The following is a 1138-nucleotide window of genomic DNA, read 5'->3' as shown; positions in this document are numbered from 1 at the left end:
GTCGAGCTCGAGCGCCTGACCGGGGCCATGCGCAAGGTGCTCGGCGGCGGTTGAGCCGGCCCTACTCCGCAGCGGGTTTGGCCTGGTAGCCCAGGATCGCCTTGGTCTCGAGGAATTCGTGGAAGGCGAAGTCGCCCCACTCGCGCCCGTTGCCGCTCATCTTGAAGCCGCCGAACGGGGCCATCATGTCGGACGCGCCGTTGATGACCACCTGGCCGGCACGAAGCTGGCGGGCGGTCTTGCGGGCCGCTTCGATGTCGGCGCCGGTCACATAGGCCGAGAGGCCATACTCGGTGTCGTTGCCGACCTCGATCGCCTGGTCGACGCTCTCGTAGCCGAGGATGGTCAGTACGGGGCCGAAGATCTCCTCGCGCGCGATGGTCATGTCGTTGGTGACGTTGGCGAACACCGTCGGTCGCACATAGTGGCCGACGTCAAGGCCCTCGGGCCGCCCGGCGCCGCCGGTGACCAGGGTCGCGCCTTCCTCCACGCCCTTGTTGATCAGGGTCTGGATCTTGTCCCACTGCACCTTGGAGACCACCGGTCCCAGGGTCGAATTGCCCTTGGGGTCGCCGACGGTGATCTTCTCGGCGGCTTCCTTGGCCGCGGCGATCGCCTCGCCCATGCGGGCGGACGGGACCAGCATGCGGCTAGGCGCGTTACACGACTGTCCCGAATTGTTCATCATGTGCGACACGCCGCGCGACACGCTGCGGGCGAACACCTCGTCGTCCAGGACGATGTTCGGGCTCTTGCCGCCCAGTTCCTGGTGCACGCGCTTGACGGTCGGCTCCGCGTTCTTCGCGACCTCGATCCCGGCGCGGGTCGAACCGGTGAACGAGATCATGTCCACCTGCGGATGGCTGGACAGCGCCACGCCGACGCCGGGGCCATCGCCGTGCACGAGGTTGAACACGCCCGCCGGCACGCCGGCCGCTTGCATGATCTCGGCGAAGATCTGACCCGAGAACGGCGCCACCTCCGAAGGCTTCAGCACCATGGTGCAGCCGGCCGCCAGCGCCGGCGCCACCTTGCAGACGATCTGGTTCAGCGGCCAGTTCCACGGCGTGATGAAGCCGCATACGCCGATCGGCTCCTTGACGATCATCGTCGCGCCGCGGTCTTCCTCGAACTCGAA

Annotated in this window: 1 protein-coding gene; it reads right to left on the bottom strand. The window is 67.4% G+C overall.

Annotated features, from left to right (window positions below):
• Nucleotides 1–61 precede the first annotated feature (61 nt).
• On the bottom strand, nucleotides 62–1138 hold a 1077-nt coding region (locus Q8R27_RS02680; RefSeq protein ID WP_305697565.1), incomplete at its 5' end, for an aldehyde dehydrogenase family protein.

It is taken from the genome of Phenylobacterium sp. (assembly GCF_030697305.1).
Lineage (GTDB): Bacteria > Pseudomonadota > Alphaproteobacteria > Caulobacterales > Caulobacteraceae > Phenylobacterium.
Note: the sequence above shows the minus strand (reverse complement) of the source record. Positions and strands in the feature narration are given on the sequence as shown.